Here is an 8,507-nt window from a genome sequence, read left to right as displayed (position 1 = left end):
TCTTTATAAGAGGTGTATCAGTTGCTGTATCAGATTCAGTACCGGCAAGGTCATTTTCACGATTACCCGTATCAGTTGCCGTATCAGTTTTGCGATTGGAAGTGATACCGGTGTCAGTTGCTGTACTTCCAGGAGTATCACTTTTGATATCGCATGAAGTACCGGTATTTTCTGAAGTATCATTTCCGGTATTCCTTGCCGTCTTAGATTCAATACTGGTATCGTTTGAGTTATCGCCTGCGGTATCAATTTTAAGATCGGCTGAAGTACCGGTATCACCAGTAGTCTTTGTTGCTGTATCAGGTGCAGTCTCAGATTTGATACCGGAAGAATTCTCATCTGGTGAAAATTGATGTTCACGGCCACTTTCGGTTGTATCATTTATGGTACCGGTATCAGATTCAGTATCAAAAGACAAGTCGTTCATCGTATCAAGCCGGATGCAACTCACCGCACAGCCGCGGTGCAGGTTGGAGGATGCTCTGTAGCGGATGTAGCCCCAGTCAGCCAGTTCTTTCATGCACCGGGCATAGGTATTGGCCGAACCGATCCGGGCCAGGTCCATCATCTCGGCACGCGATATAACAAACCGCTCGCTGAACCGGCAGGCATTCCATTGCCGGAACAGCGCCAGATACAGGCTGATGTGATAGGACGACAAGCGTTTGTCCACGGCCAGCCGCTCAAAAAACCCGTTTAAGTGGCGGAGGTAATTCATTATCGGTTGCCAAATCGAATGAGGGACTGGCTTTTGTTTGATTCCAGAATCTTGTCGATATCCTGCGACTTGTAATACAATAGTCCGCCCATCTTGGAGAAGGGTAGGGTTCCGTTCACCCGCATGTTTTGAAGCGTTCCCTGAGAGATATTCAGCAGTTTCCGGACTTCACCCGACCGAAGCCATTTCTTTTCGGGCAGTCCCTGGTTTTCCTGTAAAAGTTGTTTTAGCTCTTCCAATAATTCAATTTTGAATTCGCGAAGATCGTCGGTGGTCAAAATTTCTGATGCCATAACGTTTAATTTTGAATGGTACTTTTTGATATCACTTCAAATTTGCACGCTTCAAAATTAATTTGTTATCAAGTAGTTGTCAGGTGGGGTGTTTTATATTGTTAGATATCGAGTAGTCAGGAACGGTATTCGCCGCGTAATCAGATGCTTTCGTCAATTCTTTGCTGAAGCGAGGATTTTAAATGTTCGAGAAACTTGGTCTGGTCAATTTTTCGCTGCTTGATTTCCGAAAAATACCGGTAAAGATCCTTCTCAAGGTCCATGTTGAAGATCGAACCAAATAATTTCGCCAGACCGATGATGGGTATTTTGCCGTTATTGATCGCCCGGGCGGAAGACAGGGCGTAAAGCAATTCCACCAGATCAATGATATGGCCCGTCCAGGCAAGATTGGCTAAGGTCATTGGGTGATTGGCTTGTTCCGGGTTCTCAAGCCGGATGATCTCCTGGGTTAGGTATTCCAACAACAGGTTGTTTGCCCTTATCACAGCGAATGTATGGTCCTGCCATGTATTGAACTGTTCATCCATTGGGTCTTCAAGGCATTTCAGTTCGATCGGGATTTGATCGTTATTCCGGACAAAATAAAGACTGTCCAGGTACGTAAATCCGCAATTGTAGTACTGAACGCTGGCCGCATGTTCTTCCATGTACAGTTGAATCTCGTCAATCTTCGCTTCCAGGTACCGTCTCATCCGCTCCGGGGCGTATTTTACCTGCAAGCTTTGTATTTCAAACAGGCTTTGGTAAAATAGGAGGCGACTATGTGCAAGGGGTTTAATCTCCTTAAAGAAGCGGATTTCCGATTCCTGATCCGGGAAACCCCGGGCAAGAACCATCCGCCTTAATTTGACCAGGGCCAGCTTACAGCTTCTGATGGCCATCCTGGTGGTGTCCAACACATGATCAGAAGTCAATGCAATTTGCTCCAAATCTCTTTCCAACTCGATGATAATGTGGGAATACGCTTCCATACTAAAAAGAATGCTGAATGAATTAAAAAACCGGAAATAGGAATCAAACCATTTCTATCTGACGGACATTACCGGTGTCAGCCCGGCTGCCGTTTCTGAAATGATTTTTGTAGAAGGGAGGTCGTTCAGTTTGCAACTGAAGTTAATTGAGATTGTATCGATTTGTTTTGGGATAATTTTATCCGATGGATTATTTGTTTGGCACTCCCACCAGAAAGTTTGGGAATGCCGCGATGGCTTTGCTATTAAAACAGGGAATTGAAAAAGCGGAAAAACAGAAATGGAACAGGACCACTAACAGGCCTCTGAAAGTTCTCCGAACATTTTAGAGAAGCTTTTAAAGGGCGAAGACGTTTTATAGGAGCAAAGACGGAATTTACCGCATGCTTATGAATCCTTCTTGGTCTTTTTCGGAAATCCTAAGTATCTTATGAAAAAAAGTACTTCAACTTGTCAGAAAAAGTACTTTATCTTTTCCCCAAAAGAAGCTTGACTTTTTCGAAAGGCCCGGTTTCGCGATTAACCCAGGAAACCTCCCCGCTTCCATTTGTTGTGGCACAATTACATCGAAATACCAAGCTGGCAACAAATTCGACCGTTTTATCTGGCATCATTCCGGCGCTGTCCATAATCCGCCTGAAGGTAGCTTAGCTTCCACCCGTTCGTAGCCAAGCTTGCTCACGTCTACGGCAAAACCTATCGTCTCGAGCCAAGCCTGCGTACGTGCGTAACCAAATTTTCACACACCGTAAGTAGCTCTTCCATGCGTGTGTAGTTGTACTTCCATGCGTGTGAAAATTTACGTGCGTACTTATGGAGATTTACGCCCGCACGGGTGCAAGTATATTCCGTTATGTATATCAGATTGGCAGCCTTTTTTGGAAACCCGGAAGCCAACCCATTTTAACGCAGGCAGGCCAAAAGTTCACAGCATATTTTGACGATGCCGTTGCAAGCAAATGCCAGCTTTCCCCTCTGAAAGTTGTCGGGACAGGCTGTTTCCGCTTCACTCAAACGAGGGAGAGCAAGGGAAATTCAGCCAGCCTCAAGCTCATGCGCATACCTAGAAGAGCTTCCTGAATGTTGCAATTGCCATTCTTGTTTTTTCCCAACCAAGAACGGTACGAACCCTTACCGCAATATGTATTACGCCGATTGAATACATTTTAGGAGTTTAAATACTACATTTATAAATCTGATCTTAAAAAAAGACCTACATGAACATAGAAGTTATACTTATCACCACAATTGTTTCAGTTCTAGCGGGGATATTAGCAATAGGTAACAACATTTTTCATCTTCGGGATCGATTTGTTAATTGGCGAAAAAAAAGAAAAAGACGAAACAGGGATAAGATTGGAAATAAGAAAAACTATATAGAAAATCATCCTAGTTTTGAATTTTCTCTCGGATATGTCTCAAACTCCCCTCTCGGAACTTGTACACTGTCTATCTCGTTTTTAAATCTATCGTTTGAAACTAAATTTATTGAACCAATTACTTATGAATTCGAGTTTTTGTCGAATAAGAAGCAACGTGAACCCAATATTTTCTTCAGTAATAGTGAAGTATGGCCCAAAAGATTAGAACATGGCCAACGTTTTGCTTTTTCTTTAGATTTTCAGAATACGTTATCAAACAACCTTTTTAGGTATTGGAAAAAAGGAGTTCAGGTTTATGCTGTTTGCCATAGTAGCACTGGGGATTATCTTAGATCGGACGCTATTGGTTATGATGAACTAGTTAAACACCTCGTTCCGTTAAAAAAGGAATATTCGGATTTAGCCAAAAAGCTTGCAATAACTAGAGGTGGATCACTCAGGGATATAGAAGCTTCCTTGTGGCAACTTCAGTTATTTGATAGAATAACAGTTCATGTAGTACGGCAACTCCAAGAAAACAATATCCCATCGCTAGCATATCTAAACATGGAATATGGCTTGGTTTTAAAGAATTTTTCTTGGACACAAATCTACACGGACTTAGAGAATAAGAAAATTGCACCTATCCATTTGATCAACTATTTAGAACACTTTGTATGAGATGGATAAACGATGGCCAAGCCACCTGATCATGGTGATTGCAAATCCCCTATCAATAAGGACTGAATGACATATCCGGCAAGCCACAGCCCGCCCTCGACATATCCTAACCAGCTCAGGGATTAAAAATGAGTTACAAACTCAAGACAGCAAACCCCTCGTTACCACTTCGCTCAAATAAGGGGCAGGCCGGGTGAAATTTTGGTTTGTGTAAAATTGTACCCGCAATGGAATCTACAAAAGAGGATAGTAGCAATAATTAATCATTACTTTCTCCAACTCCGGAACCGCCATCTGGAGGATTCGAATCTGTTTGATCTCTGATCGGTTGCCAAGAAAGTGGCGTTGGACTCTCTCTTTTGAACCCTTCGTCGGTTCTTCCTTTTTCAATGTTAGTGTTAGGTTGCCTTTCTGGAATTGGTCTTTCCTGTGGCTTCTGATTTTTGTTTTCTTCTGCGCTCATATTTCAAATTTTAGGGTTCAAGAAAAAAATTCAATTGCGAGTATACTGTCACCTGTGATTAATACTCCCGTATTCCTTTCTATGCTATTTATAAATTTGTGATTTTTATCCAATTTCCATATGTCTTCAATGTATATTTCTTTTGATCTGGGAAAAGTAGAAGCACTCGATTTTTTGCCGAATTTGCCCCCAATTTTCTTTCCATCTTTAAGAGTTACAATTACCCAAGATGAATCTCGTTTCGAAAAATGCCAGTCCCAAGGCACTTTTTCGGGGCTTACAAAAAATCGACCGAATACTTTAGTTTTTAGTATCATTGATAGAAACCACGTTAATATCAAAGGAGTAATGAAGATTATAGTAAGGGTTATTGCATAATAATAAAAAGGGTGAGATTCAACAAATTCTGGTTTATTTATATGATATATAACCCAGAAAAATATTGAGAAATTTATACAACTAAACCCAACTGCTTCATAAAGACTTTTCGAAAAATCAACTTTTTCATCCGCAATAAGCAATTGATAGAATTTGAGCGATATAAATCCAGGAACGAAAAAGAATAAGAATAGAACTAATTTGTCCACGCTTAGAATATCCATTATTGAGATTTTTAATTTATACTGTTTCACCTTGTAGTTATTTGCGGTCAAACCGATACTGTTTCAAGCTGCGGTTAAACTGACCACTATGGTGCGTATTTTTTCATCACCTCATATGTTGACTTTACAATCTCATCTTGAGAATATTTCCTTCCATTTTTCTTTTCGTCAGATGTTATTTCTGCCATTATTTCTTGCTTGAGCTCTGCTGGCATTTTATCGCCTTTACCTCCTGCGGCAACATGCACTTCGTCAAAAAATTCATCCAACCCACCGACATAAACATCTTTTACCATATCCACAATTTTTTTACTAAACTCAATGAAAATTGACCTGTCAAAAGGCTTGATGACCTCATTTCCTCCTATAATATTCACAGGTGCATCCAGAATCAAATCATTTATCCCAAAGCAATCTTTTGTGTTAAATTCATCGTGTTGACCACTTAAGCTGAAGGCAACTACAAATTCGTCTATGAAAAGACATAATGAATCATAAAAATCTGGGTGAAATAGAAGCCATTTTGCCTCATCTTGGACACAGTTATGGCATCTGATAATTTTGTATGATAATTCTTTCACCAAATCACTTTCAGCGATTAATTTCTCATTAAATTTTTCATTCTTCGCTGGTAGAAAGGAATCTAATATCACTCTAAGCAATTCATTTTGTACGGCAGTTAATTTCACGCCACTTTCTCCGTGTACTGACAAACGCCATAAAACGCTTGCCCAAAATAAAATTCCATTTGAGGTACTAATTCCAGATTCGTATTCGGTTTTCTCAATAGTTTCTATTGTTTGTGAATAAATACCTTCAATATGAGCGAGCCTTTCCTCGCAATCCGAACATAAGAAGTTATCCACTACCAAAGGGTGTTTATTTTTGTCGATATCTTCGTCAGTTATTTCTCCAAATGTTTCTTCAAGTCTTTCTGGTTGAACAGACCTACCAAAATGAGATGCAGATTTTAATCTTTCAATTTTATATCCTATCTCGTAATCTCGGTCTGTTTTCCCGTCAATATTCTCTATTCTTTTCAATAAGAAATGAGGAACTATATGAGAACCCGTTTTATCAGCGTCATTATTCTTGCAAAGATTACATTTATCCATTTAATGCTCTGTTTGTGTTGGTTATTAATATGCGCCACAACGTAGGAAGCTACACGCAGGGGCGGACTGCGGGCGATTTCCTGTCAAGCCGATCAGCTGCCCGAGCGGAAAGATACCCACCGAAAACCACTGCTGCCGCACTTGACGGGTAGCTGAAGTTGGCGGCTGGGCTTTGTTTTTTATTCTAATTTCCATTTCTAATGTGTGCGTGGTTAAAATCAGCCCAAAGGACTTCCATAACATTTTCTAAAAATTCACTCACGACTTGATAGCTGTCTAAAAGTCGTTCGGGAATAGATTCTCCTAAAAGTTCTCGAATTTTTTTTCTTCGTTCAATTGTTGGAGGATGTGTGTTGCCTCCATTTGAATGAATTTCTGTCCCAAGAGCAACTAGAGTATTTGCTCTTTCGAAAATGTCCAGAAATGTGAAAAGTAATTCGGGGCCTAAAAGGCTAAAAGGCAGAAAACTATGAGCACTATCTGTATTTACCAACAAACTTAATCCATAAAAATCCGCCTCAAACTCCATTTGCCAATCAGGTGAAATAAATTCAAGTTGTTCATTATTGATCATCCTTGTTTTTACGAGTGCTTTGTCAATGTGTCCTGCATAAATATGCCCGTACTCATGTCCAACAATAAATAACTCAATTGAGGAGAGAAGTTCGTATTGGAGTTTACTCACTGTCTCTGACAAAAAATATTGTCTCGTCCCATTTGGTAAACCGTTGATTACCGCATTAATTACAAAATCCTTGAATCTTTCCTTTATTAGCGGATTTGTGTCAATATGATTTTTAATTCTAATTTTCTTACAATTGAAAGACACGCCGCTTTCATCAATTTTAAAGTCTGGCAGGCAAGAAGCAATAATTTTTGCAAGTAAGTTACATAAAGTAAAAAGTTCACTTTCAAAAACTAATAGACTTTCTTCAGTACCAGGAACTCTTGCCGCAAATGCATTGAACTCTTTAGAGAATGCTGTCCCAATAAAGGGTTTTTTATTAAGCTGGTACGTGAGTCTAGTAGCGGCAACATCGATTTTGTCAAAAAGACTTGATAGAATTAAAATAGATTCTGGCAATTCATATTTTGTTTTAATAATACATGATTTCAAAGAACTATCATAGCTTTTAGTAAAATCCGCCTTTTCTTCATCGGTCATGTTCAATTGAGAATTGAAATAGGCGTTTAAAAAATCCGTCTTTTTTGTCAGACCTAAAACGTCATTATATTTTGACAAGTAATCTTTGCCAAATCTTTCAACTAAACTCTGTTCTTGAAAAGCCTCTAAATATTGAATAGCTTTCTCTTGATTTTCAGTCATTTTAGATTCTATCGATAGTTGCTCTGTCACACTTAGCCTTACCGCCAACTATGTAATAGCACGAAGCTATTACACTTTTTTGCCATTTCTGTTGTCTCTTTATATCTCCATGTTAATGTTGAACCTGTCCGGCGGGCTCTGGATCCGAGCTGCTGCCTCACCGATATTTTGGATCCCTATCCCCACTCTTACCCTATATCTCCGTTCAGAGTTTAGTCTTTGTATGTTCTGCGTTTTCTGATGAATGTCTATTTTCGGAGGGCATTCAGGTGTCGTTTTCATTGTTAGTTTATTGTTTGGTGCCAGAAAGTTACGATAATTCTGAACAAAAAATCATCGATGGTAAAAAATGTTGATAAGTTGTTTTTCGGGCGGGTCTGGAAGCGGAGATTTCCAAGTTGAGCGACAACAAGGGAAATATTTTTAACTCGTGAGTTTGGGCTATTGCGAAGCATAGTTTGCAAAGCCGTGCCAGCAAGGTTCCCTTTGTTAGTGATGACGATTCACCATTTTAAAAGGCCGGAATGACAAATTCAGGTTACCCTTGCTTTTGATTTATTCTTTTGGTTTTATAAACCCGATGGGATTGCGTGATCTGACTACAAGTTGTTGCTTCATCGCTAGTTGGGTCAATGCGATATAGATGTCATCAAACTTCTTTTCATTTTCTTCATCGATCTCTTCCAGGGCTTTGATGCGCTCCTTAATTTCTTCCAATTCCCCCGAAAGGGACGATGGAGCAGCCTGGATCATATATTTTCGGATAGCAATAAATGCCCTTATGATACTAATGTTTACCTCAATAGCCCTGACGCTCTTCAGAACACTCGAAAGCATGGCCACGCCGGGCTCAAGAAAGGCATAAGGAAGAGCGCCGCCCAGATAACTTTTTGATGAGGCTGTCTAAAAAGAGGACAGCCTCTTTTTTTATTCATTTTTCACTAATTAACTCAATGATATTTAGTAAATTAAT

General features: G+C 39.8%; 9 protein-coding genes. 1 reads left to right on the top strand and 8 read right to left on the bottom strand.

Going from position 1 to position 8,507, the window contains the following annotated elements; all coding sequences use genetic code 11:
* From NC99_RS19965 to NC99_RS19955, 3 genes are all read right to left on the bottom strand, one after another.
* A partial coding sequence (locus NC99_RS19965; RefSeq protein WP_204375070.1) for a hypothetical protein occupies positions 1-718 on the bottom strand: 718 nt, incomplete at its 3' end.
* Positions 718-1,011 carry a helix-turn-helix domain-containing protein gene (locus NC99_RS19960; protein ID WP_053188220.1) on the bottom strand — a complete coding sequence of 98 codons (294 nt, stop codon included), beginning with the start codon at positions 1,009-1,011 and terminating at the stop codon, positions 718-720. The genes NC99_RS19965 and NC99_RS19960, both read right to left, overlap by 1 nt.
* Before the next feature lie 140 nt (positions 1,012-1,151).
* Entirely contained in the window at positions 1,152-1,985 is an 834-nt protein-coding gene (locus tag NC99_RS19955; protein WP_053188217.1) for an RteC domain-containing protein, read from the bottom strand.
* A gap of 1,217 nt (positions 1,986-3,202) precedes the next feature.
* On the opposite strand from NC99_RS19955, the gene NC99_RS19945 reads away from it, so the two are divergent.
* Complete coding sequence (locus NC99_RS19945) at positions 3,203-4,027, top strand: hypothetical protein (protein ID WP_053188211.1); 825 nt, start codon at positions 3,203-3,205, stop codon at positions 4,025-4,027.
* A 259-nt stretch (positions 4,028-4,286) separates the two neighbouring features.
* On the opposite strand, the gene NC99_RS19940 is transcribed toward NC99_RS19945, so the two are convergent.
* The 5 genes from NC99_RS19940 to NC99_RS19915 form a co-directional block, all read right to left on the bottom strand.
* Positions 4,287-4,490: a hypothetical protein gene (locus NC99_RS19940; RefSeq protein ID WP_053188208.1), complete on the bottom strand. Its 204-nt coding sequence runs from the start codon at positions 4,488-4,490 to the stop codon at positions 4,287-4,289.
* Between the two features lie 17 nt (positions 4,491-4,507).
* The gene (locus NC99_RS19935) at positions 4,508-5,122 is read right to left on the bottom strand and encodes a DUF6338 family protein (protein ID WP_157625097.1); all 615 of its coding nucleotides are present in this window, start codon (positions 5,120-5,122) and stop codon (positions 4,508-4,510) included.
* Positions 5,123-5,178: 56 nt separating this feature from the next.
* Positions 5,179-6,207: a hypothetical protein gene (locus NC99_RS19930; RefSeq protein WP_053188202.1), complete on the bottom strand. Its 1,029-nt coding sequence runs from the start codon at positions 6,205-6,207 to the stop codon at positions 5,179-5,181.
* A gap of 184 nt (positions 6,208-6,391) precedes the next feature.
* Entirely contained in the window at positions 6,392-7,534 is a 1,143-nt protein-coding gene (locus NC99_RS19925) for a M48 family metalloprotease (protein ID WP_053188199.1), read from the bottom strand.
* A 555-nt stretch (positions 7,535-8,089) separates the two neighbouring features.
* On the bottom strand, positions 8,090-8,287 hold the full coding sequence (locus tag NC99_RS19915) for a hypothetical protein (RefSeq protein ID WP_157625095.1): 198 nt from the start codon (positions 8,285-8,287) through the stop codon (positions 8,090-8,092).
* Positions 8,288-8,507 lie beyond the last annotated feature (220 nt).

It is taken from the genome of Sunxiuqinia dokdonensis (assembly GCF_001270965.1).
Lineage (GTDB): Bacteria > Bacteroidota > Bacteroidia > Bacteroidales > Prolixibacteraceae > Sunxiuqinia > Sunxiuqinia dokdonensis.
This window is presented reverse-complemented; position numbering and strand designations above follow the sequence as displayed.